Annotated in this window: 23 protein-coding genes; 15 read left to right on the top strand and 8 right to left on the bottom strand. The window is 61.9% G+C overall.

Features of this window, described 5'->3' with window-relative positions:
- On the top strand, positions 1–205 hold a 205-nt coding region (locus BUB54_RS13850), incomplete at its 5' end, for a transposase (protein ID WP_139284913.1).
- Between the two features lie 127 nt (positions 206–332).
- On the opposite strand, the gene BUB54_RS13845 is transcribed toward BUB54_RS13850, so the two are convergent.
- Genes BUB54_RS13845 through BUB54_RS20330 form a run of 4 tightly spaced genes read right to left on the bottom strand, consistent with a single transcriptional unit; the run spans position 333 to position 3,561 of the window.
- Positions 333–1,964 (bottom strand): CTP synthase, encoded by a 1,632-nt coding sequence (locus tag BUB54_RS13845; RefSeq protein WP_048878657.1) that lies wholly within the window; start codon positions 1,962–1,964, stop codon positions 333–335.
- 53 nt (positions 1,965–2,017) lie between these two features.
- The gene (gene secG / locus BUB54_RS13840; RefSeq protein ID WP_048878656.1) at positions 2,018–2,464 is read right to left on the bottom strand and encodes a preprotein translocase subunit SecG; all 447 of its coding nucleotides are present in this window, start codon (positions 2,462–2,464) and stop codon (positions 2,018–2,020) included.
- A gap of 55 nt (positions 2,465–2,519) precedes the next feature.
- Positions 2,520–3,251, bottom strand: a complete 732-nt coding sequence (gene tpiA / locus BUB54_RS13835; protein WP_048878655.1) for a triose-phosphate isomerase — start codon at positions 3,249–3,251, stop codon at positions 2,520–2,522.
- Positions 3,229–3,561: a hypothetical protein gene (locus BUB54_RS20330; RefSeq protein ID WP_139284912.1), complete on the bottom strand. Its 333-nt coding sequence runs from the start codon at positions 3,559–3,561 to the stop codon at positions 3,229–3,231. Before BUB54_RS20330 ends, tpiA begins: the two co-directional genes overlap by 23 nt.
- Positions 3,562–3,688: 127 nt before the next feature.
- Here BUB54_RS20330 and BUB54_RS13830 point away from each other — a divergent pair, with 127 nt between their 5' ends.
- The 8 genes from BUB54_RS13830 (at position 3,689) to lexA (ending at position 11,952) form a co-directional block, all read left to right on the top strand.
- Positions 3,689–5,563 carry a peptidylprolyl isomerase gene (locus BUB54_RS13830; RefSeq protein ID WP_048878654.1) on the top strand — a complete coding sequence of 625 codons (1,875 nt, stop codon included), beginning with the start codon at positions 3,689–3,691 and terminating at the stop codon, positions 5,561–5,563.
- 19 nt (positions 5,564–5,582) lie between these two features.
- Entirely contained in the window at positions 5,583–7,091 is a 1,509-nt protein-coding gene (gene trpE, locus BUB54_RS13825) for an anthranilate synthase component I (RefSeq protein ID WP_048878653.1), read from the top strand.
- A gap of 3 nt (positions 7,092–7,094) precedes the next feature.
- A complete protein-coding gene (locus BUB54_RS13820; protein ID WP_048878652.1) occupies positions 7,095–7,688 on the top strand; it encodes an anthranilate synthase component II in 594 nt (197 codons plus the stop codon).
- The gene (gene trpD, locus BUB54_RS13815; RefSeq protein WP_048878651.1) at positions 7,685–8,698 is read left to right on the top strand and encodes an anthranilate phosphoribosyltransferase; all 1,014 of its coding nucleotides are present in this window, start codon (positions 7,685–7,687) and stop codon (positions 8,696–8,698) included. The genes BUB54_RS13820 and trpD overlap by 4 nt, the downstream gene beginning before the upstream one ends.
- A 2-nt stretch (positions 8,699–8,700) precedes the next feature.
- Positions 8,701–9,504 (top strand): indole-3-glycerol phosphate synthase TrpC, encoded by an 804-nt coding sequence (gene trpC / locus BUB54_RS13810; RefSeq protein WP_048878650.1) that lies wholly within the window; start codon positions 8,701–8,703, stop codon positions 9,502–9,504.
- Positions 9,501–9,971: a cyclic pyranopterin monophosphate synthase MoaC gene (gene moaC / locus BUB54_RS13805; RefSeq protein ID WP_048878649.1), complete on the top strand. Its 471-nt coding sequence runs from the start codon at positions 9,501–9,503 to the stop codon at positions 9,969–9,971. The genes trpC and moaC overlap by 4 nt, the downstream gene beginning before the upstream one ends.
- Positions 9,968–11,164 (top strand): molybdopterin molybdotransferase MoeA, encoded by a 1,197-nt coding sequence (locus tag BUB54_RS13800; protein WP_048878648.1) that lies wholly within the window; start codon positions 9,968–9,970, stop codon positions 11,162–11,164. The genes moaC and BUB54_RS13800 overlap by 4 nt, the downstream gene beginning before the upstream one ends.
- Positions 11,165–11,250: 86 nt before the next feature.
- Positions 11,251–11,952: a transcriptional repressor LexA gene (gene lexA / locus BUB54_RS13795; protein ID WP_048878647.1), complete on the top strand. Its 702-nt coding sequence runs from the start codon at positions 11,251–11,253 to the stop codon at positions 11,950–11,952.
- Positions 11,953–11,955: 3 nt separating this feature from the next.
- Here lexA and BUB54_RS13790 read toward each other — a convergent pair whose 3' ends face one another.
- Positions 11,956–12,693: an SDR family NAD(P)-dependent oxidoreductase gene (locus BUB54_RS13790; RefSeq protein ID WP_048878646.1), complete on the bottom strand. Its 738-nt coding sequence runs from the start codon at positions 12,691–12,693 to the stop codon at positions 11,956–11,958.
- Between the two features lie 42 nt (positions 12,694–12,735).
- Positions 12,736–14,472, bottom strand: a complete 1,737-nt coding sequence (locus BUB54_RS13785; RefSeq protein WP_048878645.1) for a DEAD/DEAH box helicase — start codon at positions 14,470–14,472, stop codon at positions 12,736–12,738.
- Positions 14,473–14,713: 241 nt separating this feature from the next.
- On the opposite strand from BUB54_RS13785, the gene BUB54_RS21835 reads away from it, so the two are divergent.
- Positions 14,714–15,364 carry a cold-shock protein gene (locus tag BUB54_RS21835; protein WP_052948351.1) on the top strand — a complete coding sequence of 217 codons (651 nt, stop codon included), beginning with the start codon at positions 14,714–14,716 and terminating at the stop codon, positions 15,362–15,364.
- Positions 15,365–15,413: 49 nt separating this feature from the next.
- On the opposite strand, the gene BUB54_RS13775 is transcribed toward BUB54_RS21835, so the two are convergent.
- Together BUB54_RS13775 and pncA are read right to left on the bottom strand one after the other, a co-directional pair.
- Positions 15,414–15,785 (bottom strand): VOC family protein, encoded by a 372-nt coding sequence (locus BUB54_RS13775; RefSeq protein ID WP_048878644.1) that lies wholly within the window; start codon positions 15,783–15,785, stop codon positions 15,414–15,416.
- Complete coding sequence (pncA, locus tag BUB54_RS13770; protein ID WP_048878643.1) at positions 15,778–16,407, bottom strand: bifunctional nicotinamidase/pyrazinamidase; 630 nt, start codon at positions 16,405–16,407, stop codon at positions 15,778–15,780. The genes BUB54_RS13775 and pncA overlap by 8 nt, the downstream gene beginning before the upstream one ends.
- Positions 16,408–16,568: 161 nt before the next feature.
- Here pncA and rplK point away from each other — a divergent pair, with 161 nt between their 5' ends.
- The 5 genes from rplK to rpoB all read left to right on the top strand — a co-directional run bounded on the left by rplK (position 16,569) and on the right by rpoB (position 23,293).
- The gene (rplK, locus tag BUB54_RS13765) at positions 16,569–17,003 is read left to right on the top strand and encodes a 50S ribosomal protein L11 (RefSeq protein WP_048878642.1); all 435 of its coding nucleotides are present in this window, start codon (positions 16,569–16,571) and stop codon (positions 17,001–17,003) included.
- A 4-nt stretch (positions 17,004–17,007) separates the two neighbouring features.
- A complete protein-coding gene (gene rplA / locus BUB54_RS13760; protein WP_048878641.1) occupies positions 17,008–17,697 on the top strand; it encodes a 50S ribosomal protein L1 in 690 nt (229 codons plus the stop codon).
- Between the two features lie 262 nt (positions 17,698–17,959).
- Complete coding sequence (gene rplJ, locus BUB54_RS13755) at positions 17,960–18,484, top strand: 50S ribosomal protein L10 (protein ID WP_048878640.1); 525 nt, start codon at positions 17,960–17,962, stop codon at positions 18,482–18,484.
- A 92-nt stretch (positions 18,485–18,576) separates the two neighbouring features.
- Positions 18,577–18,957, top strand: coding sequence for a 50S ribosomal protein L7/L12 (gene rplL, locus BUB54_RS13750; RefSeq protein ID WP_048878639.1), 381 nt, complete (start codon positions 18,577–18,579; stop codon positions 18,955–18,957).
- Between the two features lie 148 nt (positions 18,958–19,105).
- Positions 19,106–23,293, top strand: coding sequence for a DNA-directed RNA polymerase subunit beta (gene rpoB / locus BUB54_RS13745; RefSeq protein WP_048878638.1), 4,188 nt, complete (start codon positions 19,106–19,108; stop codon positions 23,291–23,293).
- The last annotated feature ends 25 nt before the right edge of the window (positions 23,294–23,318 follow it).

Genomic DNA, 23,318 nt, shown 5'->3' with positions numbered 1-23,318 from the left:
CTCATGGGGCAAGGCCATCTATAAACGACGAAAAGAGACGGTCGAGCGGTCCTTCGCCGATGCCAAGCAACTCCTCGGACACCGCTACGCACGCTTCCGAGGCTTAACCGGCGTCACCTGCCAATGCCTGCTCGCCGCCACCGCACAAAATATCAAAAAAATCGCCATGGCACTCACCAAAGCACCAACGCCAAGCCCGGCCTGAGAGGGAAACCCCCTCACAAACAGAACAATTACAAGCCAAACAATAAATAAAACAAAACCCCGCCAAAAATGACGGGGTTTGTCAGCAGTCTGAGGCGGCTTCCCGAAGGAAGCCGCCTTTTAAAGGCTTAGACCAGCCGCGATTGCTGCACCGCTGCGGCGATGAAGCCTTGGAAGAGCGGGTGCGGATCAAACGGCTTGGATTTCAGTTCTGGATGGTACTGCACGCCGATGAACCAGGGATGGTCCGGGTATTCCACGATTTCTGGCAGCACGCCGTCCGGGGAGAGACCGGAGAAACGGATGCCAGCTTCTTCCAGCTTCTCACGGTAATGGATATTCACCTCGTACCGGTGACGGTGGCGTTCCTCAATGGTGGCAGCACCGTGATAGAGTTCGCGCACAAGCGAGCCTTCCGCCAGCGCGGCGGGGAAGGTACCCAGGCGCATGGTGCCGCCCAGATCGCTATCGACCCGGCGGCGCTCGATCTCATTATCCCGCGCCCATTCGGTCATCAGTCCAACGATGGGGATGTCGCACGGTCCGAACTCTGTGGAGGAGGCGGTGGGAAGTCCTGCCAGATTGCGGGCGCATTCAATCACCGCCATTTGCATACCGAAGCAGATGCCCATGAATGGCACCTTATGCTCACGGGCGAAGCGCACGGCCTCGATCTTGCCTTGCGCGCCGCGTTCACCAAAGCCGCCGGGCACCAGAATGCCGTGCACGCCGTCAAGCTGTTCCACCGCATCTGGCTGCTCGAAGATCTCGGCATCCATCCAGTCTAGCTTCACCTTCACCTTATTGGCGATGCCACCATGGGCCAGCGCCTCGGCCAGGGATTTATAGCTGTCCAGCAGGTTGGTGTATTTGCCGACCACCGCGATGCGCACCTCACCTTCGGGGAAACGCACGGTGTCGACAATGTTGCGCCAGCGCGTCAGGTCTGGCTCGGCTTCGAAGGGCAGGCCGAAATGGCGTAGCACTTCGCGATCCATCCCGGCCTCATGGTAGGAGATGGGCACGGTGTAGATGGTGTCCACGTCCAGAGCGGGCACCACAGCTTCCGGGCGGACATTGCAGAAATTCGCGATCTTGCGGCGCTCATTCTCGGGAATCGGGCGGTCGCAGCGGCAGATTAGCATGTGCGGCTGGATGCCGACATTCTGCAGCTCTTTTACGGAGTGCTGGGTGGGCTTGGTCTTCAACTCGCCCGCGGAGGGGATGTAGGGCACCAGCGTTAGATGCACGAACATCGCCTCGGCCGGGGTCAACTCGTTACCAAGCTGGCGGATGGCCTCCAGGAAGGGTAGTGACTCGATATCGCCCACCGTGCCACCAATTTCGACCAGCACGAAATCCAGGCCATCCGTCTGATTGAGGATGGTCTCCTTGATGGCGTCGGTGATGTGCGGAATCACCTGGACAGTGGCGCCCAGATAATCGCCCCGGCGTTCCTTGGCGATGACCTCTGAATAGATCTTGCCGGTGGTGGCATTGTCCGCCTTGTTGGCATGCACACCCGTGAAACGCTCATAATGGCCGAGATCCAGGTCGGTCTCGGCGCCGTCGTCGGTCACAAATACCTCACCATGCTGGTAAGGGCTCATCGTGCCCGGATCGACATTGAGATAGGGGTCCAGCTTACGCAGCCGGACCGAATAACCCCTGGCTTGAAGCAGGGAACCGAGGGCAGCCGAAGCAATGCCCTTACCGAGGGACGAAACCACGCCGCCGGTGATGAAAACAAACCGCGTCATGGAATCCTGTCTTACATGAGTCGGGTTGAAGGGGAGAAGAGGAACGTGCCGTATTACTGGGTCTTGCTAGGCGCAGAACTCCCTTGTGCGCTGGCTGCTGGTGCCGTGGGGGCAGCGGGCGCTGACGGCGCAGCGGGGGGCACCGGATGCGCGTCAACCGGGGTTTGCGGTAGCGAGGACGGCAGCGCGGGGGTGGACGGAACGCTGGGCGCCGGAGCGGAGGGCGCCGCCGGCGCCGGACCGTTCAGGATGGCCGCGTTATTATCCGCGGTGCTGCCCTTATAAAGCAGCGCCAGGGAAATGGAGAGCACGAAGAACGCCGTACCCAGAATCGCGGTGGTGCGGGTGAGCAGGTTCGCCGTGCCACGCCCGGTCATAAAGCTACCCATGCCCTGGCCACCGCCAAGACCGAGGCCGCCACCCTCACTACGCTGGATCAGCACAACGCCGATCAGCGCCACGGTGACGAACACATGCAGCACTAAAAGAACCTTGATCATCGAAAAACCCGGAAAAGAAAATCAGGCGCGCTTCTAGAGCCTGGGCGCGGATTGTTCAACCGCGCGGTGCCGCATTGGCGATGGCCAGGAAATCTTCGGCCTTTAGGCTGGCGCCGCCCACCAGCGCGCCGCCCACCTCGGGCAGAGCCAGCAGGCTGGCGGCGTTGCCGGGTTTGACCGAACCGCCGTAAAGAATACGGATCTTGGCGCCATCCTGCCCAAGCTGCGCGGCCAGGGCGGCGCGGATGGCGGCGTGCATGGACTTTACGTCATCCTCGGTAGGGGTGCGGCCGGTGCCGATGGCCCAGACAGGCTCATAAGCCACCACCCCCGCGAAGCCGGGCGGCAGGGAATGCTGGAGCTGGCTACGCACCACATGCTCGGCCTCGCCGGCTTCACGCTCGCCCTCGGTCTCGCCCACGCAGACGATGGGGATGAGACCTGCGGCGATGGCGGACTCGGTCTTGGCGCGGATCACGGCGTTATTTTCACCATGGTCATTGCGGCGCTCAGAATGTCCCAGAATGACGTAGGCGGCACCGGCATCCACCAACATGGGCGCGGCGATGTCACCCGTATGCGCCCCTTGCGGGTTGGCATGGCAGTTCTGAGCGCCCAGCGCCATCTGGCCCCCCTCCAGCGCCGTTGCGAACCGTTCCAGCAGCGTGAAAGGCGGGCAGACCAGCAGGTCCACATGGGCGGGGGCAGCGCGCATGGCTTCGGCGAAGGGGGTTACATCCGTCAGCCTGCCGAACATTTTCCAGTTACCCGCAATAAGTTGCCGCATGCTGCGTTCCTTTTGTCTGATTGTACAGTTTGTTTAAGAATTTGCCTGCGCTGCTATGCAGCGAAAGCGCATTTTTAGTGATGGTGCATTGCAGCATGTTCTGAATGGTTCCTGTAGAGGAGAGTTTCAGATGCTGTTCTTCCTCGTCGTTCTGGCGTTTGCCTTGGTCTTGCTGCCGCTGGCGCGCGCCGCTGATATTGAAGGGCTGAATAATACCCGTGCCCCGCGCCGCGCCAAGATGCAACAAATGCCCGCCAGCGAGTTGATTAATGGCGCGTCCCCGAGCGGCCTTTATTGAAGGTTTCATCATCAGAGCGGGGGCGTTATGAGGCGGCCGCACTGGTTAAAAACTGCGCGATTGGCATGATATTCGGCCTCTGAATTGCCCATAGCATGTTGCCTAGCTATAGAGGCGGCGGTTTTGGGTAAAGAGAGCGATGCTGGTCTGGGTCCGGAATTTGATGGAAAGCTGGGTGGCGCGTGGGTTTTTCGCGCTGCTCGTCGTGGTCTTCGTCTTTTGGGGCGTTTCGAACGTATTTACTTTAACGGGCAGTTCCACAGCCGTTGCCACGGTGGCGGGCACGCCGGTTGATATAAGTGCCGTGCAGGCGGTCTATCAGCGGGCGGTCAATAACGCGCAGCAGCAAGGCCAGCAGCCCGACAAGGCTATGCGCCAGGAGTTTGCCATGCAGGCGCTGTCTGAGGCAGTGCGGCAGGCGATTATTCGTCAGGCGGCGGTGCAGTTCCATATCGGCGTGCCTGACGCAGCGGTGCGCGCGGTGCTGGATACCATTCCCGCCTTCCAGACGAATGGCAGCTTCGACAAAGCCAAATTCTCCCAGGTATTGCGGGATAATGGCCTGTCGGAGAATGAGTTTATCAATCAGATCAAGGATGAGGTGATCGGCCGCCAGTTAATCACGCCGCTGATCAGCGGTGCAGCCGTTCCGGATGCGATGCTCTCGCAGATTTTCTCCCTGCTGGGTGAACGCCGGACCGCCGGGATGGTGACCGTCCCTGAAGATACCCAGCCCCTGCCGCCCGCCCCGTCCGACGCGGTGCTGCATCGTTACTGGCTGAACCATCAGGGCAAATTCACTGCCCCTGCCTTCCGCAAGATACAGGCGGTGATTCTCTCCCCTGCGCTGCTGGCGCCGCACGAAAATGTGCCTCAGGACCAGATTCAAGCCGGCCTCGCCCGTGCCGAGGCGGATAATCCCAGCGTGCCGGTGCGTAGCGCGCAAGTGCTCTCCGTGCAGGATCTGGCGGATGCCTCGCAGCTGAAAGCCGCCTGGGCGAAGGGTGCGGACTGGAAGAAGATGCAGGAGTTGGCGAAGTCCTACCACGCGACTCCGGTACCGCTTGAGAAGATGCAGCAGAACCAGATCCCCTCCGCGCAACTGGCGAAGGCGGTGTTCTCAGCCAAGCAGGGGCAGGTTGTGGGACCCATCGCCGGCGATATGGGCATGTATTTGTTCAAAGTGACCGGCGTGGGCAGCAACGGGCCGGATAAGGCGCAGCTGACCCAGCAGGTGACGCAAAAGCTGCAGTTGCAAATGGCCCAGAACGAGGTCGCGAAGAACATGAACGCCCTGCAGGACGCGCTGGCCGGGCAGACGCCACTGGATCAGTTGCCGGGTAATCTCGGCCTGGTCGCGGTGGAAGGCACGTTGAGCGCGGGCGGGCTGACGCCGCAGGGCACCCCGGCGCCGATTCCCGGCAGTGACGATCTGCGCAACGCCATCATCAAAACCGCGTTCGACACGCGGAAAGGCGCCGCGCCGCAGCTCAAGAACGGGCCGAACGGAAGCTATTATGCGGTTTCCGTGCAGGATGAGATTCCCCCAACGGTCACCCCGTTCGCCCAGGCCAAGGCGAAGGTGCTGAGCGTCTGGCAGCGGGCGCTGCAGGAGCGTGAGGCCGAGGTGATCGCGGCGAATCTGATGCATGCGGTGAATACCGGTACGCCGCTGGACAAGGCCGCCGCGGCGGCGGGGCTGCAAGTCACCCAGAGCCCGTCCTATACCCGTACCACCCAGCCGCAGAACGAGCCCGACCAGCTGGTGCCCGTGCTGTTCAGCATGAAGCAGGGCACGGCGACGATGTTGAGCAATCACAACAGCTTCCTGGTGGCGGTTCTGGACAATATCCAGCACCCGACCAAGCAGAGCGATCCAACCACCTATGCGCGTTTGCAGCACAGCCTGAATAAAACCTTGCAGGATGATCTGGGCGGGAGTTTCCTGACCGGGCTGCAAGCACGCGACAAGGTGACAATCAACCAGAAGCTGCTCGCGCAAATTTACCAGTGAGGACGAAAGTAGAGTTATCATGAACGCCGTTTCGCCAGACCGTTTCGAGACCTTCCGCGCCGCCTATGACCAGGGCCATGGCGCGCTGGTCTGGCGTCACGGGATTGCCGATTTGCTCACACCCGTCGCCGCCTTTTTGAAGGTGGCGCATGGCCAGCCTTATTCCTTCCTGCTGGAAAGTGTCGAAGGCGGGGCGACGCGCGGGCGTTATTCCGTGATCGGCATGGCACCGGACCTGGTGTGGAAATGCGAGCGCGGGGTCGCCGCCGTGAATCGCGACGCGCAGACCGCACCGGACACCTTCAGCCCAGTGCCGGAAGCGCCGTTGAAAAACCTTCGCGCCTTGATCGCCGAAACCCGGATGGAGGTGCCCGAGGGGCTGCCGCCAGTGATTGGCGGGCTGCATGGCTATCTCGGCTATGACATGGTGCGGTTGATGGAGGATATTCCGGCCCTGAAGCCGGATGTGCTGGGAATCCCGGAAGCGATTCTCACCCGCCCCGGTCTGCTTGTCATCTTTGACGGCGTGACCGACGAGATGACCCTTGCCGCCCCTGTTTATCCGCGCCAGGGGGTGAGTGCCGTCCAGGCTTACGAAGCCGCAGAGGCCAAGCTAGACAAGCTGGCCAAGGGGCTGGATTCGCCGGTGCCGCAACTCACCGGGCGGCTGCTGGAGCCGCTGGAGCAGACTTCCAATATGGCGAAGGACGAGTTTCTGGGCGTTGTGGAGACTGCCAAGAACTATATCCGCGCCGGTGATGCCTTTCAGATTGTCCCTAGCCAGCGTTTTGAGGCGCCTTTCTCCTTGCCGCCTTTCGCGCTGTACCGCTCGTTACGCCGGATCAACCCGGCGCCGTTCCTGTTCTTCCTGGATTTCGGGACGTTCCAGGCTGTCGGTTCCTCGCCGGAGATTCTCGTGCGGTTGCGTGATGGCACGGTGACGATCCGTCCCCTAGCGGGTACCCGCAAGCGCGGCGCCACCACCGAGGAAGATGTGGCGCTGGAGCAGGACCTGCTGGCCGACCCGAAAGAGCGCGCCGAGCATCTGATGCTGCTCGATCTGGGACGCAACGATGTGGGGCGGGTTTCGGAGATTGGTTCGGTGCGGGTGGCGGAGAGCTTCGCCATCGAACGGTTCTCTCATGTGATGCATATTTCGTCGACGGTGGAAGGCAAGTTGCGGCCGGAGCTGGAGGCGCTGGATGCGCTGATTGCCGGGTTCCCGGCGGGCACGCTCTCCGGCGCGCCGAAAGTGCGGGCGATGCAGATCATCGAGGAGCTGGAGCCATCAAGACGCGGGCTTTATGCCGGATGCATCGGCTATTTCGCCGCCAATGGGGCCATGGATACCTGTATTGGCCTGCGCACCGCTTTGGTGAAGGACGGCCGGATGTATGTGCAGGCGGGCGTTGGCGTGGTGGCTGATTCCGACGCCGAGGCTGAATATATGGAAAGCGTACAGAAGGCGCGGGCGTTGTTTCGCGCCGCCGAGGATGCGGTGCGCTATGTGGCCGCGCCGGAGGTTTGAGCGATGATTCTTCTGATCGATAATTACGACAGCTTTACCTTCAATTTGGTGCAGTTCTTCGGGGATCTCGGCACGGAATGCGTGGTCAAGCGCAATGACGCGCTGACCCCGCAGGAGGTGCTGGCTATGGCGCCCGAGGCCGTTGTGCTGTCCCCCGGCCCCTGCACGCCGAACGAGGCAGGTATTTGCCTGCCGATGGTCCAGGCCGCCGCCGAGGCAAAGCTGCCGTTGTTTGGCGTGTGCTTGGGGCATCAGGCCATCGGGCAGGCGTTTGGCGGTCAGGTGGTGCGCGCCCCTGAGCCGGTGCATGGCAAGACCAGCCTGGTGTTTCACGACAATACCGATGTGTTTGAGGGGCTGCCCAACCCCTTCACCGCCACGCGCTACCATTCGTTGATCGTGCAGCGCGCCAGCCTGCCCGCCAGCCTGGTGACGACCGCCTGGACGGAGGACGGTGTCATCATGGGACTGCGCCATGCCGAACTTCCGATTTATGGCGTGCAGTTCCACCCGGAGAGCATCGCCACCTCCCACGGGCATGACATTCTGCGCAACTTTCTGCGGTTGGCGGGGATAAAAGCGCCGGTTGCTGCGTGAGTACTTCGCTTAAACCGGTGCTGGCGCGGTTGGGTAAAGGCGAAAGCCTCTCAGCCGCCGAGGCCGAAGCGGCGTTTGGCGTGGTAATGGATGGCCAAGCGACACCAGCGCAGATTGGCGGGATGCTGATGGCCATGCGCGCGCGTGGCGAGACAGTGCCGGAACTCACCGGCGCTGTGACCGCTTTGCGCCAGCGCATGACGCGGATTGAGGCGCCGGAAGGGGCCATGGATGTTTGCGGCACGGGCGGAGATGGCGCGGCCAGCCTCAATATCTCCACCGCTACTACCTTCGTGCTGGCGGCTTGCGGCGTGCCGGTGGCCAAGCATGGAAACAAGGCGCTGTCCTCGCGTTCTGGCGCAGCGGATGTACTGGGGGCGCTAGGGGTGGCGATTGAGCCGCCTCTGGCCCGGCTTTCAGAGATTTTGCGCGATGTGGGGTGCGTATTTTTATTCGCACCGCGCCACCATCCGGCCTTGCGCCACGCCGCTCCAGTCCGGGTGGAACTGGGCACGCGCACGCTGCTGAACCTCACCGGCCCGATGGCCAACCCCGCTGGGGTGACACGGCAACTGATGGGGGTATATGACCCCGCTTGGCTGCGCCCGGTGGCGGAAACGCTGCGTGATCTGGGCACTGAAGCTGCCTGGGTGGTGCATGGCGGAGGCATGGATGAGTTGGTTCTGGAGGGGGAGAATGATGTTGTTGCCCTCAGGAGTGGCGGGATTCAGGCTTTCACCGTCACGGCGGCGGATGCAGGGCTTGAGGTTTCGCCAGCGGTGGCGCTGAAAGGCGGCGATGCGTCCTATAACGCCGCCGCCTTGCTGGCGCTGCTGCGCGGGGAGGCTGGGGCCTACCGTGACACAGTTTTATTAAACGCCGCCGCCGCCCTGATGGTGGCGGGACGGGCGGAAACGTTGCCGCAAGGCGTGTCCCTGGCGGCAACGGCGATTGATGAAGGCGCGGCTTTGGCGGTTCTCGAACGGCTGAAAAGCGTCTCCGGAGAGTAGAGATGAATATAGTAATCGACGATGTGCTGGCGAAAATCTGTGCAGATAAACGTGGGGAGATCGCTGAACGGCAGGTTGCCAAGCCGCTGGATGAGGTGAAGGCCGAGGCCAAAGACGCGGGCAAGACACGCGGCTTTGCCCGCGCACTGATGGACAAGGCGGCTGCCGACCAGGCCGGGCTAATTGCCGAGATCAAGAAAGCCTCACCCTCCGGCGGGTTGATCCGTCCGGATTTTGACCCCGCCAAGTTGGCCAGGGCCTATGCCGAGGCCGGGGCCACCTGTCTTTCCGTGCTGACGGATGAGAAATATTTTCAGGGCACCCCCGCGCATTTTCAGGCCGCGCGCGAGGCCGTGGACCTGCCCGTGCTGCGCAAGGATTTTATGCTGGACGAGTACCAGATTTATGAAAGCCGTGCGATGGGAGCAGATTGTATCCTGCTGATCATGGCGGCGCTGGATGACGCAAAGGCGCACGAGCTCGAAAGCCTCGCCCGTGCGCTGGACATGGATGTGCTGGCCGAGGTTCATAATGAGGAGGAGATGGAGCGCGCTTTGTTGCTGCAAACCCCGCTCATCGGCATCAATAACCGGAATTTAAAGACCATGGTGACGGATGTGGGTACCACGGAGACGCTCTCCAGCCTGTGCCCACCGAATAAGTTTTTGATCTCGGAGTCCGGGATCAAGACAAATGCGGATGTTGAGCGGCTGCGCAAAGTGTGTGTGCAGGGCTTCCTTGTAGGCGAGTCGCTCATGCGCCAAGATGATGTGAGCGCCGCCGTGAGGGCGCTGCTAGGGCATTGAGCGGCCTGACCCATATCGGGGCCGATGGCGCGGCGCGGATGGTCGATGTCTCGGCCAAGCCGGTCACGGCGCGCGAGGCTGAGGCCAAGGGCCGGGTGGTGATAACTCCGGAAACGGCGGCGCTGATTCGCGATGGCCAAGCCGCCAAGGGTGATGTGCTGGCAGTGGCACGGATTGCGGGCATTTTGGCCGCGAAGAAAACCGGCGAGTTGATCCCGCTTTGCCATCCCTTGCCGCTTGATGCGGTGACGATTGATTTGGCAGTGACCGGGGACGCGGTGGAGATCACCGCTATCGCCCGCACCACAGGCCGTACCGGCGTGGAGATGGAGGCGTTGACGGCGGTGAGCATTGCGGCGCTGACGATCTATGACATGGTCAAGGCGGTGGATAAGACCATGCGGATCGAGGCGGTGCGGCTGACGCGTAAAACAGGCGGTAAAAGCGGAGATTTTTCCGCGCCATGATTAGTGTGGTGGAAGCGCGCCGGCGGATTTTGGCCGCGTTGCGGCCAGGGGCGCCGGAAATTGTGGGGCTGGCGCAGGCGCATGGCCGAGTGCTGGCCAAGCCGGTGCAGGCCCGCTTGACCGTACCCCCCGCTGATATTTCTGCCATGGACGGCTACGCTCTGCGCGTTGCTGATGCCACGCCCGGTTCCCGGCTGAAGCTGGTTGGTGAGGCGCCAGCAGGGCATCCGTTCAGCGGGCAGATTGGTGCGGGGGAGGTGGTACGGATTTTCACCGGTAGCGTGATCCCAGCCGGGGCGGATACCGTGCTGATCCAGGAAAACGCTACAGCTGAGGCCGATGCGGTGGTCGTGAATGAGGCCGTGGTGGCGGGCCGCCATATCCGCCGCGCTGGGCAGGATTTCTCGGCGGGGGACGAGGTTTTGCACGCAGGGCGGCGGCTTTCGGTACGGGATGTCGCCGTGGCTGGTGCGGCGGGGTATCCTTGGCTGTGCGTTTACCGCAAGCCGCGCGTGGCAATTCTGTGTACGGGCGATGAAATCGCCTTGCCCGGTGAGCCGGTACCGGCGGGGGGCATCGCCAATTCCAACGCTTCGATGCTGATGGCCTTTGCGAGCGCCCATGGTGGGGAGCCGCTGTTGCTGCCCATCGCGCGGGATACCGAGGACGCGGTGGCCGAAGCCGCCTTGGCCGCGCGCGGGGCGGATATGCTGGTGACCACTGGCGGCGCCAGCGTGGGTGCGCATGATCTGGTGCAGTCGGGCCTCGCCCGGCATGGATTCGCGCTGGATTTCTGGAAGATCGCCATGCGTCCAGGCAAGCCACTAATTTTTGGGCAGGTGAATGGGCTTCCGGTGCTGGGACTGCCGGGGAATCCGGTTTCGGCCTACGTCTGCGCCAGTCTGTTTCTGGCGGGCGCGATCGCGGTGCTGGGCGGGCTGGACCCGCAAGGCCCGGTTTTTGAGACGGTAACGCTGGGGGCTTCCATGAAGCCGAATGACACGCGGGAAGATTATGTCCGCGCCACCCTGACCCGCGCGGCGATTGGCTGGGTGGCAACGCCGTTGCCAGTGCAGGATTCCGGGATGCTCACAGCCCTCTCACGCGCCGGGGCGCTGATCCGCCGCCCGCCGAACGCTACCGCCGCCGCGCCTGGCGATGAGGTTGAAATTCTACGCCTGGGGCTCTCATAACCCGCTTGACGCGAAAACGAGAACCAAACTAGAACATTTCTGAGTTAGTGCTTTGTTCCTGAAGCCTCTACCGTCGGAGATGCGCAATGCTCACCCCCAAACAGCATGAGCTGCTGTTATTCATCGAAAAACATTTGCGTGAGACTGGGTGCAGCCCGAGCTTCGAGGAAATGAAGGAAGCGCTTGATCTGCGCTCCAAATCCGGCATTCACCGGTTAATCTCGGCGCTGGAGGAGCGGGGGTTTCTGCGCCGTCATAAGCACCGGGCGCGGGCGCTGGAAGTGATCAAGCTGCCGCAGGACATGGCCCCAGAATCGGTCGCGCCGAAAGGCTTCGCGCCCAACGTAATTAAAGGCAATTTCGGCGGGCGCCTGGCCGGTCTGCGTGCCGAGGCACCGGAGGCTGGCGCAATCTCCTTGCCGCTTTATGGCAAAATCGCCGCGGGCCTGCCCGTTGAGGCGCTGCGCGACAATGAGGAGACGGTCGAGGTGCCGATGTCCATGTTGGGCAATGGCGAGCATTTTGCCCTCTCGGTTGAAGGGGACTCGATGGTCGAAGCGGGGATTCTGGACGGGGATGTCGTGATCATCCGCCGGGGCGAAGCTGCTGATAACGGGCAGATTATCGTGGCTCTGGTGGATGAGAACGAGGTCACGCTGAAGCGCCTGCGCCGCAAGGGGCAGTCCATCGCGCTGGAGCCAGCTAATATAAGGTATGAGACGCGGATTTTCCCTGCTGAGCGCGTGCGGGTGCAGGGGAGGCTGGTGGCGTTGCTGCGCCACTATTAGAGTCTAGCTCCGGGCCGTGCGGAGGCTGGCGCGGCCGCCATCCACGCCGAACACTTCTCCGGTGATCCAGCCCGCATCCGGACCGAGCAGAAATGCGGCCAGGGCAGCGACTTCATGCGGTTGGCCGAGGCGCGGCAGCGGATGCAGCGCTGCTATAGCCTCTTTCATTTTCGGATTGCCGGTGATGGGGGCAGCCATATTGGTCTCGGTCAGGCTAGGGGCAATGCAATTGACCCGAACTTTCGGCGCAAGCTCGGCGGCCAGTGAACGTGCCATCCCCTCCACCGCCGCCTTGGCGCTGCCTATGGCCGTATGCATGGCAAAACCCTGCCGCGCCGCGACGGAGGAAAACAACACTACAGCACCTTGCGCCGCCGCCAGGGCAGGGGCGGCGGCTTGCACCGCGAGCGCCGCGCCAGTGACGTTCAGAGCATATGTGTCGTGCATGTCCTGCGCGGTGAGCTTGGCCAGCGGCTTCAGCAAGATGGAGCCGGCGCAATACGCTAGACCAGATAGCTCACCGCCAGCCACCGCCTCCGTCAGCGCGGCCTGAACGCTCTCGGGGTCTTCCGCGCGCAGGGCTAAGGGCACTGCGCCCAGCGGCGCGGCGGCTTCAGACGCGCGCTCCAGGGAGCGGCTGGTGAGAAACAGGGTGGCTCCCGGCGCGATAACGCGTAGGCGCTGCGCCAGCGCCTGACCAATGCCGCCCGTGCCGCCGATGATGAGATAGCTATCCGCCATTGACCCTCCTGAACGTTTATACGTGCAGGCGGGCAGGGTGGATCAGGCGTGTCCGGCTTTATTGCGGCGGCGGCGCTGTTGCTCGTTCAGCTTGCCGTCGGGCTTAGCGAAACGCGGCTTGCCCGGTGTTTTTTTGGGTAAGCCAGGCTTAGGCTTGCCGTCAAAATGCGGGCGTGCCGCGCCGGGCGGTGCGGCCGGCTCAATCCGTGCCTCGCTTTGCGCGGCAGCGGCGTTCGCGAAGGCATAAGCGGCCTCATGTGCGATTTCGAACTTCGTCTCGCGGTCGAAGATACGGATGGCGCCGATCTCCTGCTTGGTGATGCCGCCTGCCTTGCAAATCAGCGGCACCAGCCAGCGTGGGTCGGCATTCTGCTTGCGGCCCAGTGCCACGCGGAACCAACTGCCATGGCCAACCATGGCGCGGTCAGCCTTGGTGGTGTGCGGTGCGCGGGCGGGGCGGGTGGATTCCGGCGGCAGCACTGTGATCTCCGCCGGGGCAGGCAGGTTGGCTTGCGCCAGCTTTACAAATGCCGCAGCGATCAGCTCCGGGTTGGTACGTTCAAGCAGCTTGGCGGCCAGGGCCAACTTGGTTGCGTCTGGCGTTTCATGCAGCAAGGGATGGGTCAGCAGTCGCTCCTCATCCTTGGCGTGGATTTCGTCCGGCGTTGGTGGGGTGAGCCATATGGCCTCGGCATTAGCCTCGCGCAGCAGCATCTCGGCCCGGCGGCGGCGCTGCGGCGGCACCAACAGCACTGACACGCCCTTGCGCCCGGCGCGGCCGGTGCGGCCGGAGCGGTGCAGAAAGGTGGCCTTGTTGGTGGGCAGGTCGGCATGGATGACGAGGTCGAGATCCGGCAGGTCCAGCCCGCGCGCCGCGACATCCGTCGCAATACAGACCTGGGCGCGGGACTCACGCAGGGCCGAGAGGGCAGCGTTGCGCTCCACCTGGGACAGATCGCCTGAAAGCGCCACGGCGGTGAAGCCGCGCGCAGTGAGGTTGGCATGGAGGGTGCGCACGGTATCGCGCGTGGCGCAGAAAACCAGTGCCCGGCTGTCCTGCGCGCGGAGGATATTGACCAGCGCGGCTTCCTGCTCGTGCGCTAGCACCCGGATCGCGCGGTATTCGATATCCGCGTGCGGTTGGTTGGCGGCCACGGTGTCGATCCGCAGGGCGTTTTGCTGGTAGGTGCGGGCCAGCGCTGCGATCTCACGCGCGATGGTGGCGGAGAACAGGAGCGTACGGCGGCTTTGTGGTGCTTCACTGAGTATGAATTCCAGCTCCTCGCGGAAGCCGAGATCCAGCATCTCATCCGCTTCGTCCAGCACCACGGCCTCCAGCTCGTCCAGCCGCAGATTGCCGCGCTCGATATGGTCCTTCAGCCGCCCAGGTGTGCCGACGACAAAATGGCACCCCGCCGCTAGCATCCGCGCTTCGCGGCGCGGGTCCATGCCGCCGACGCAGGAGAGGATGCGCGCCCTGGTGAACTCATACAGCCAGGTCAGTTCCGCATGGACCTGCAAGGCTAACTCGCGCGTGGGCGCGATGACCAGCACCAGCGGCGCATGAGTCGCTGGCATGGTTTCGCTCTCGCCAAGAACGGTGCTGGCCAACGCCAGCCCGAAGGCAACGGTTTTACCAGATCCCGTCTGAGCGGAGACAAGTAGATCCCGCCCTTCGGTTTCAGGGGCAAGAACGGCGCTCTGCACCGCGGTGGGGTCGGCGTAGCCGCGCTGGGCAAGCGCCCGGGTAAGGCTGGGACTGGTGACGGGAAAAGGCATGGGCGGCTCTTAGGGGCTGGCTGGCCCCGGAACAAGCGGTGGTTTAGCCGGGCAGATACGCGGTTTGAGAGGCAAACGCAGAGCTCGGCCACTCGCTATGCGAAAAAGACACGCTTTTTGGCGCGAATGCTCATGCTAGCGTCACATTTCGGGATTGATGGCCGCCTCTGGCTGGCCTATGCTGTTTTGGCTTGGCTTGCGCCCGGTGACCCGAAAAGTCTTTTAGAGGACAGTTTTTATAGTGCGACCCCCCAAGAACGACCGCCAGCGGCAGAATCGCCGCCGTGGGTTTGACGACGATAATTTTTACGGCAACGCTCCCTCCTTTCCCCCGGCTTTTTCGGGGTTTGGGGCGGTGTCCTCTGCACCTGAAGCTAAGGCCACGGTGAAATGGTATAACCCCGAGAAGGGGTTTGGCTTTGTTGAAATGGCTGACGGTTCGGGTGACGTGTTTTTGCACGCCAATTCCCTGCAAAGCGCTGGCTATCAGGCTGTGACACCGGGTTCCATCTTGCAGATCCGCGTTGGCCAGGGCCAGAAGGGTCGCCAGGTGAACGAAGTGATTTCCGTGACTGAGGGTGAAGCGCCTCCGCCGCGCAGCGGTGGCTTTGGTGGTGGCGACCGTGGCGGATTCGACCGTCCCCGTGCACCGCGCGCCCCGCGCCAGCAGCCTTCCGGCCCGGCGGTGGAGATGACAGGCGTGGTCAAGTGGTACAATGCGACCAAGGGCTTTGGCTTCATTAGCCCGGAAGCTGGCGGCAAGGATGTGTTTGTGCATGCCACCGCGCTTGAGGCAGCGGGCCTTTCCCCGCTTCAGGAAGGCCAGTCGGTCAAGATGAGCGTTGTCCAGGGTTCCAAGGGTCCCGAGGTTTCCTCTATCAGCCTCGGCTAAGATATCTGATCGGTAACGGAAAACCCCGCGAAAGCGGGGTTTTTTGTGTTTAGGTCGGGCGGTGGTGGCAGACGGCTTCGATATTGTAGCCGTCAGGGTCGAAAATAAAGGCGCCATAATAGTCAGGGTGGTAATGCGGCCGCAGGGCGGGTGGGCCGTTATCCTTGGCGCCGGCGGCCAGGGCGGTCTGGTAAAACGCATCCACTGCGGCGCGGCTCTCGGCGGGAAACGCGATATGTGTGCCTGTTCCTGGCAGGCCACTTTTATTGATCCAGAAAAATGCCTTGGGGGCGATGCCGAATCCGGCATAAGATTCACCGTCGCCATATAGCATCCCGATGCCCAAGACGGGCAGAATGGTTTTGTAAAAAGCGAGGCTGGTTTGAAAATCAGCGACCTTCAGGGAAACATGGTCAAGCATCGCCTGTGAGCCTTGTGCTGTTGATCCGTTTGACGCCAACTTTTTCAAGCGCGTTCCAGGCCGCTACCAGGGAGCCATTGAGGTCAATGGCGCGGCAGGCGTCTTCAATAATCGTTACGTTGAAACCGAAGGCGCGGGCGTCCTGGGCGCTCCAGGCCACGCAGAAATCCAGGGCGAGGCCGCAAATATAGAGGTCGCGGATGCCGCGCGAGGCCAAGTAGCCATCCAGCCCGGTGCGGGTGATGCGGTCGGCTTCAAGAAAAGCGGAGTAGCTGTCCACCTCTATATGGCTGCCCTTGCGGATGACGGCGCGGGCATGGGGGATGGAAAGGTCAGGATGCAGCGCTGCCCCCTTTGTCTCCATCACGCAATGCGCGGGCCAGAGGAGCTGTGGACCATAAGGCAGAGTAATTTCCTCGAACGGCCTTTTGCCCGGATGGTTGGAGACAAAGGAGATATGGCCGGGTGGGTGCCAGTCCTGTGTCAGCACCACGGTCTCGAAAGCCTGGCTGAGTCTGTTGACCAGCGGCAAAATCTCATCTCCGCCGGGTACGGCCAGCGCGCCGCCGGGGCAGAAATCGGGCTGAACGTCGATCACCAGCAGAGCCACGTGTTTTTGCATGGCTTGTATCTAAGAGGAAAAACTGGCGGGGTGCTAGACAGGGGGCGAGGCTTGGGCTAAGGCTCCGCGCCTCGGAACGTGGGAGGCAGGGGACAGGTGTGCCTTGCTGTCAGAACCACGGTCCAATGGCTGGTTCAGCCATAGGATGAAAGGAGCCAGAAATGGCAAAGAAAGTAGTCGGCTATATCAAGCTGCAGATCCCTGCGGGCAAGGCGAATCCGTCGCCGCCAGTGGGTCCCGCGCTCGGCCAGCGTGGTCTGAACATCATGCAGTTCGTGAAAGAATTCAACGCTGCTACGCAGCAGATGGAGCCTGGCATGCCGGTGCCGGTGGTGATTACCGCCTACGCCGACCGCACCTTCTCCTTCATTATGAAGACCCCGCCCAACACCTACTTCCTGAAGAAGGCCGCAGGCATTGAAAAGGGTACCACCACGCCGGGTAAGGGGGCTTCCGTGGGTAAGGTGACCATGGCGCAGCTCCACGAGATCGCCAAGACCAAGATGAAGGACATGAACGCCAACGACGCTGACGGCGCTGTTCGTATGCTGGTTGGCTCTGCCCGTTCCATGGGCATCAATGTGGTGGAGGGCTGAGATCATGGCTAAGGATAAGCGTCTGAACGCTGCCCGCGCGACCGTTGAGCGCGCCAAGCTCTATGCCCTGACCGACGCTGTGGCGTTGGCCAAGAAGAACGCAACCGCGAAGTTCGACGAGACCATCGAGATCTCGCTTAACCTGGGCATTGATCCCCGTCACGCCGACCAGATGGTCCGCGGCCTCGTCTCCCTGCCGAATGGCACGGGCAAGACGCTGCGTGTGGGCGTGTTCGCCCGTGGCGCGAAGGCTGAGGAAGCCCTGGCCGCTGGTGCTGACGTTGTGGGTGCCGATGATTTGGCAGAGAAGGTGCAGGCTGGCGACATCCAGTTCGACCGCTGCATCGCCACCCCGGACATGATGGGTGTGGTTGGTAAGCTGGGTAAGATCCTTGGCCCGCGAGGCTTGATGCCGAACCCCAAGCTGGGCACTGTGACAATGGACGTGAAGGGTGCGATCACCGCCGCCAAGTCCGGTCAGGTTGAGTTCCGCGCTGAGAAGGCGGGCATCATCCATGCCGGTATCGGCAAGGCGAGCTTCGAGGAAGACAAGCTGATCGAGAACGCGAAGGCGCTGATCGACGCGGTCCAGAAGGCGAAGCCGACCGGCGCGAAGGGCACCTACCTGCAGAAGGTGGCGCTGTCTTCCACCATGGGGCCTGGCGTGCGTGTAGACGTTGGCACTGTCGCCTAAAGCGTTTTGAGAATACGCTTCGGCCTTTTGGGCCGGAGCGGGCAGGGGGCCGTGAGGCTCCCGACCTGTCCAAGACCGTATGTGCCGCAAGGTTTAATGGGTTCGCCCGCACACGGTAGAGAGGTGCCAAATGTTTCGCTTCGGCGGGGCTTTGGTGGTTCTGACAAAGGACAGGCGAAAGCAACCGGGATGGTCCTGGTTGCTTGGGTAACCTGGGCAGGGCGGCGGTTACGCCAAACTGCCTATCAAGTTGGAGACGGATGTGGATCGCATAGAGAAGCGTGAATTCGTCGCTGAGCTGTCTGCGGTGTTCGCGGACACGTCCATGGTCGTTGTCACCCAGAATAAGGGGTTGACGGTCGAGGACGTGACCAAGTTGCGTCGCAAGATGCGTGAAGCGGGCGTGAGCTTCAAGGTTGCGAAAAATCGTCTGGCCCTTCTTGCTCTTGAAGGAACCCGGTTCGACGGTATCGCGCCCCTGTTGAAGGGGCCCACGGCACTGGCATGGTCTGCTGACCCTGTTGCCGCGGCCAAGGTTGCTGTCGACTTCGCCAAGACCAATGACAAGTTTGTTCTGCTGGGCGGTGCCCTCGGCAACCAGGTGCTGGATGTTGAAGGTGTCAAGGCGCTCTCCGAGCTGCCGTCGCTGGACAGCCTGCGTGCCAAGATCCTGGGGCTTATCCAAGCTCCGGCGACCAAGGTGGCTGGCGTTCTGCAGGCTCCGGCTGGACAACTTGCGCGGGTCTTCTCGGCGTATGCCGATTCCCAGAAGGGCGAGGCGGCCTGAGTTTTTCGCTCATTTGTCGCTTTTTCGCGAGGCCGCGCGGTGCGGCCTTGCATTGAACCAAACAAAGCCTATCTTATCGAAGGATTTATTAAATGGCTGACCTGAACGCGCTCGTTGAAGAGCTGTCGAAGCTGACCGTACTGGAGGCCGCCGAGCTCTCCAAGCTGCTCGAAGAAAAGTGGGGCGTTTCCGCTGCCGCTCCTGTTGCTGTGGCCGCTGCCCCAGTTGCTGGCGGCGCCGCTGCCCCGGCTGCCGAAGAGCAGACCGAATTCACTGTGATCCTCGCCAGCGCTGGCGACAAGAAGATCAACGTGATTAAGGAAATCCGCACCATCACCGGCCTGGGCCTCAAGGAAGCCAAGGACCTGGTCGAAGGTGCGCCGAAGACCATCAAGGAGAATGCCTCCAAGGATGATGCTGCGGCGATCAAGAAGACGCTGGAAGAGCAGGGCGCGACTGTCGAGGTCAAGTAATCCTGCTTCCCGTAGCGGCTTGAACATGCCGTTGCGCGTATAGGGTAAAAGGGCAGGCGGTGACCTTTGGGTGGCCGCCTGCCACCCGTTTCTTAAAAAGACGACGACTTTACTTAGACGACGATCTAATCTGACCGAGGGTGATGCGATGAACGCGATGAATGGTGGTTTTGGCAAAGGGTCTTTTACCAGCCGCAAGCGCATTCGGAAGAGCTTCAGCCGTATCCCTGAAGTTGCGCCGATGCCGAATCTCATTGACGTGCAGCGCGCGAGCTATGATTCCTTCCTGCAGATGAACGTGAACCCGGATTCCCGGACCCATTCTGGCCTTCAGGAAGTGTTCAAGTCGGTTTTTCCGATCGATGATTTTGCCGGGCGCGGCCGCCTGGAATTCGTGTATTACGAGCTTGAAGATCCGAAATACGATGTTGAGGAGTGCATCCAGCGCGGCATGACCTACGCCGCCCCGCTGAAGGTTATCCTGCGTCTGATCGTCTGGGATCTGGACGAGGATACGGGTGCCCGCTCCATCCGAGATATTAAAGAGCAGCCCGTTTACATGGGCGACATGCCACTGATGACCGATAACGGCACCTTCGTGGTTAACGGCACCGAGCGTGTGATTGTCTCCCAGATGCACCGCTCTCCGGGCGTGTTCTTCGATCATGACCGCGGCAAGACCCACAGCTCCGGCAAATACCTGTTCACCGCCCGCGTGATTCCGTATCGCGGCTCCTGGCTGGATTTCGAGTTCGATGCCAAGGACCTGATTTATGTCCGCATCGACCGTAAGCGTAAGCTGCCCGCTACCACACTGCTTTATGCGCTGCCCTCAGCCGCCACCGAGCAGCTTATGGAAGCCCGCGCCGCCAAGGGCGAACAGCTTGAGATCGGCGAGGTCAAGGGCATGGATGCCGAGGAAATTCTGAATTTCTTCTATGGCAAAGTGATTTACAGCTCTAAGAACGGCCAGTGGGCGCGTCCTTTTGAGGCTGAGGCGTTCCGTAACCTCAAGCTTATTGAGGATCTGGTGGATGCCGAGAGCGGAGAGGTTGTCGCCAAGGCGGAGGAGAAGCTGACGGCGCGCGCGGTTCGCAAGATCGCTGAAGCCACCAAGAACGTTCTGGTCTCCCGCGCTGACTTGGTAGGCCGCTTCCTGGCGGAAGATATTTACGACCCCAACACTGGCGAGATCTTCGGTGAGGCCGGTGAGGAAATCACTGACCAGAAGCTGGGCGCGCTGGAGGAGAGGGGCATTGACGAGCTGCCAACTCTTGCGGTCGACCAGCAGAACGGTCCTTGGATTCGCAACACCCTGGCCGCCGACAAGAACGCCAATCGTGACGACGCGCTGATCGATATTTACCGCGTCATGCGCCCTGGTGAGCCGCCGACCTCCGAGACCGCCGAGGCGCTGTTCAAGGGGCTGTTCTTCGACGCCGACCGCTACGACCTTTCTGCCGTGGGCCGTGTGAAGATGAATATGCGCCTGGGCGTGGATGTGCCGGACACGGTGCGTGTGCTCCGCAAGGAAGACATTCTGCGTACGCTCAAGATCATGAACGAGCTGAAGGACGGGCGCGGCGCGATCGACGATATCGATAATCTCGGCAACCGCCGCGTGCGTTCCGTTGGTGAGCTGATGGAGAACCAGTACCGCGTTGGTCTGCTGCGCATGGAGCGCGCGATCCGCGAGCGTATGGGCTCCGTCGATGTGGATAGCGTGATGCCGCATGACCTCATCAATGCCAAGCCAGCCGCGGCTGCGGTGCGTGAGTTCTTCGGGTCCTCGCAGCTGTCGCAGTTCATGGACCAGACCAACCCGCTCTCCGAGGTCACGCATAAGCGCCGCCTCTCGGCGCTTGGGCCGGGCGGTCTGACCCGCGAGCGCGCCGGTTTTGAGGTGCGCGACGTTCACCCGACCCATTATGGCCGTATCTGCCCGATTGAGACGCCTGAAGGGCCGAACATTGGTCTGATCAACTCACTGGCCACCTACGCAAAGGTGAACAAATACGGCTTCATCGAAACCCCGTACCAGCTGGTGCAGGAAGGCGTGGTACAACCGGAGTATAAGTACCTCTCCGCGATGGAGGAGGAGCGTCTGGTGGTGGCCCAGGCCGATGCCCACAAGGGTGAAGACGGCACGCTGAAGGACGATCTCGTTTCCGTGCGTCGCAACGGCGACTTCTTGATGGTCAAGCCCGAAGACGTGACCGCCATCGACGTGTCGCCGAAGCAGTTGGTCTCCGTCGCCGCCGCGTTGATCCCGTTCCTTGAGAACGATGACGCCAACCGTGCGCTGATGGGCTCCAACATGCAGCGTCAGGCGGTGCCTCTCATTCGCTCCGACGCGCCGATTGTCGGCACCGGCATGGAAGCGGCCGTGGCCCGCGACTCCGGTGCCACCATCGTCGCCAAGCGTCCCGGCATTGTCGACCAGATCGACGGTGCACGTATCGTTGTGCGCGCCACGGCGGAGGACGGCACCACCGCTGGTGTCGATATCTATCGTTTGCGCAAATATTCCCGCTCCAACCAGAGCACCTGCATTAATCAGCGTCCTCTGGTGAAGGTAGGTGACCGCGTGGCCGCTGGTGATATCATCGCTGACGGCCCCTCCACGGAGCTGGGCGATCTGGCGCTGGGTCGCAACGCGCTGTGTGCCTTCATGCCGTGGAATGGCTATAACTTCGAGGACTCTATCCTGATCTCCGAGCGGATCGCTAAGGATGACGTCTTCACCTCGATCCATATCGAGGAGTTCGAGGTTATGGCCCGTGACACCAAGCTGGGTCAGGAAGAAATCACCCGCGACATCCCGAATGTGGGTGAGGAAGCGCTGCGCAATCTTGACGAGGCGGGTATTGTCTATATCGGCGCAGATGTGCACCCGGGCGACATTCTTGTCGGCAAGGTGACGCCGAAGGGCGAAAGCCCGATGACCCCGGAAGAGAAACTGCTGCGCGCCATTTTCGGCGAGAAGGCTTCCGACGTGCGTGACACCTCGCTGCGCCTGCCGCCTGGCACCTCCGGCACTATCGTCGATGTCCGCGTGTTTAACCGTCGTGGCGTGGACAAGGACGAGCGCGCCTTGGCGATCGAGCGCGCCGAGATCGAGCGTCTGGCTAAGGATCGTGACGACGAAAAGGGTATCCAGGAACGTGCCTTCCTGAACCGTCTGCGCGAGGCGCTGATTGGCCAGGTGGCGGGTTCGGGCTTTAAGGGCATCAAGGCCGGGACCGAGATCACGCCGGACGTACTGGCCGAACATGCCCGTGGTGCTTGGCGCAACATCGTCGTGCAGGATGACGCGGTCATGGCGAATATCGAGCTGATGAAGCGCGAATTCGATGCCGCCGTGAAAAAGCTGCAGGACCGCTTCGAGAGCAAGGTTGAGAAGCTGCAGCGCGGCGACGAACTGCTCCCGGGTGTGATGAAGATGGTTAAGGTGTTCGTGGCGGTGAAGCGTAAGCTGCAGCCGGGCGACAAGATGGCCGGACGTCACGGTAACAAGGGTGTAGTATCGCGCGTTGTACCGGTGGAGGATATGCCCTTCCTGGAAGACGGTACGGCGGTTGACCTTGTGCTGAACCCGCTGGGCGTGCCCTCGCGCATGAATGTGGGGCAGATCCTTGAAGTGCATCTGGGCTGGGCCTGCGCTAACCTTGGCAAGCAGATCGGCAAGGCGCTGGAAGTGTACCGTCACAACCATGAGGCCCGGCAGGAGCTGTTGGACCGCTTGAAGCTGGCTTACGGCGAGGAAATCTTCGAAGGCCAGATCAAGGACATGGATGACGAGGCGCTGACCGAGTTGGCCCGCAACGTCACAAAGGGTGTGCCCATCGCGACCCCGGTGTTCGACGGCGCGCGTATCCCCGACATCGAGGACATGCTCTCCAAGGCGGGGCTAGATATCTCCGGCCAGAGCACGCTGATCGATGGCCGCACGGGTGAGCCGTTCGAGCGGAAGGTCACGGTTGGGTATATGTATATGCTCAAGCTGCACCATCTTGTTGACGACAAGATCCATGCCCGCTCCATCGGCCCGTACTCGCTCGTCACCCAGCAGCCGCTGGGCGGTAAGGCGCAGTTCGGTGGCCAGCGCTTCGGTGAAATGGAGGTCTGGGCGCTGGAAGCTTACGGTGCCGCCTACACGCTGCAGGAAATGCTGACCGTGAAATCCGACGATGTTTCCGGTCGTACCAAGGTGTACGAGGCGATCGTCCGCGAGCAGGACAATTTCGAAGCCGGTATCCCCGAAAGCTTCAACGTGCTGCTGAAGGAACTGAAATCCTTGGGCCTGAACGTCGATCTGGAGCAGTCGTCCTCTTGAGGGCGGCGTTCCGGAACGAGTGCAG

Source organism: Acidocella aminolytica 101 = DSM 11237 (genome assembly GCF_900129125.1).
Taxonomy (GTDB): domain Bacteria; phylum Pseudomonadota; class Alphaproteobacteria; order Acetobacterales; family Acetobacteraceae; genus Acidocella; species Acidocella aminolytica.
Note: the sequence above shows the minus strand (reverse complement) of the source record. Positions and strands in the feature narration are given on the sequence as shown.

Excerpts from the sequence above, each read along its gene's own strand:
- BUB54_RS13785 (WP_048878645.1), bottom strand. The coding sequence starts at position 14,472 with ATGCCTTTTCCCGTCACCAGTCCCAGCCTTACCCGGGCGCTTGCCCAG.
- trpC (WP_048878650.1), top strand. The coding sequence starts at position 8,701 with ATGAATATAGTAATCGACGATGTGCTGGCGAAAATCTGTGCAGATAAA.
- trpE (WP_048878653.1), top strand. The coding sequence starts at position 5,583 with ATGAACGCCGTTTCGCCAGACCGTTTCGAGACCTTCCGCGCCGCCTAT.
- lexA (WP_048878647.1), top strand. The coding sequence starts at position 11,251 with ATGCTCACCCCCAAACAGCATGAGCTGCTGTTATTCATCGAAAAACAT.
- rplK (WP_048878642.1), top strand. The coding sequence starts at position 16,569 with ATGGCAAAGAAAGTAGTCGGCTATATCAAGCTGCAGATCCCTGCGGGC.
- BUB54_RS20330 (WP_139284912.1), bottom strand. The coding sequence starts at position 3,561 with ATGATGAAACCTTCAATAAAGGCCGCTCGGGGACGCGCCATTAATCAA.
- rplA (WP_048878641.1), top strand. The coding sequence starts at position 17,008 with ATGGCTAAGGATAAGCGTCTGAACGCTGCCCGCGCGACCGTTGAGCGC.
- BUB54_RS13845 (WP_048878657.1), bottom strand. The coding sequence starts at position 1,964 with ATGACGCGGTTTGTTTTCATCACCGGCGGCGTGGTTTCGTCCCTCGGT.
- BUB54_RS13830 (WP_048878654.1), top strand. The coding sequence starts at position 3,689 with ATGCTGGTCTGGGTCCGGAATTTGATGGAAAGCTGGGTGGCGCGTGGG.
- BUB54_RS13800 (WP_048878648.1), top strand. The coding sequence starts at position 9,968 with ATGATTAGTGTGGTGGAAGCGCGCCGGCGGATTTTGGCCGCGTTGCGG.
- secG (WP_048878656.1), bottom strand. The coding sequence starts at position 2,464 with ATGATCAAGGTTCTTTTAGTGCTGCATGTGTTCGTCACCGTGGCGCTG.
- BUB54_RS13790 (WP_048878646.1), bottom strand. The coding sequence starts at position 12,693 with ATGGCGGATAGCTATCTCATCATCGGCGGCACGGGCGGCATTGGTCAG.
- rplL (WP_048878639.1), top strand. The coding sequence starts at position 18,577 with ATGGCTGACCTGAACGCGCTCGTTGAAGAGCTGTCGAAGCTGACCGTA.
- BUB54_RS13820 (WP_048878652.1), top strand. The coding sequence starts at position 7,095 with ATGATTCTTCTGATCGATAATTACGACAGCTTTACCTTCAATTTGGTG.
- tpiA (WP_048878655.1), bottom strand. The coding sequence starts at position 3,251 with ATGCGGCAACTTATTGCGGGTAACTGGAAAATGTTCGGCAGGCTGACG.
- pncA (WP_048878643.1), bottom strand. The coding sequence starts at position 16,407 with ATGCAAAAACACGTGGCTCTGCTGGTGATCGACGTTCAGCCCGATTTC.
- rpoB (WP_048878638.1), top strand. The coding sequence starts at position 19,106 with ATGAACGCGATGAATGGTGGTTTTGGCAAAGGGTCTTTTACCAGCCGC.
- BUB54_RS13775 (WP_048878644.1), bottom strand. The coding sequence starts at position 15,785 with ATGCTTGACCATGTTTCCCTGAAGGTCGCTGATTTTCAAACCAGCCTC.